General features: G+C 40.7%; 1 protein-coding gene. It reads right to left on the bottom strand.

Translation table 11 applies throughout. From position 1 onward, the window contains the following. A partial coding sequence (locus HC175_RS20405) for a DUF5916 domain-containing protein (protein ID WP_235942713.1) occupies positions 1 to 378 on the bottom strand: 378 nt, incomplete at both ends.

Genomic DNA, 378 nt, shown 5'->3' with positions numbered 1-378 from the left:
ATACCCATACATCATAGTAGGTGGGGATGTCAAAATGTCTTCCCTCCACCCGCGGCTCATAAATGTCCTGAGTTCCGAAGGGAGTAGTTTCAAATCCGCCGCCAAAATTCCAGAATTTTTTCGTGGTAAAACTCGAATTGAAATTGAAAACAAACCTGCTGTAAAGATCTGTCTCCAGTCTGCGCAAATGCTGCAGGTTGAAATTGAGAAACATATTATTGAGGAAGCCTTTTGGCTGTAATAGCCTGTAGTTATACCCCGCAAAATAAGTAAGGTAATTAGTGGAGCTGGAGTAGCCAAGATCATTGATATTATAATCTCGTGTTCTTAGATCAACTCCCGTTTGGAACCTGTTTTTGCCGTTGATTTTAGATATAG

Source organism: Salinimicrobium oceani (genome assembly GCF_012037645.1).
The sequence above is the reverse complement of the archived record's forward strand: the minus strand, read 5'-3'. Positions and strand labels throughout refer to the sequence as shown.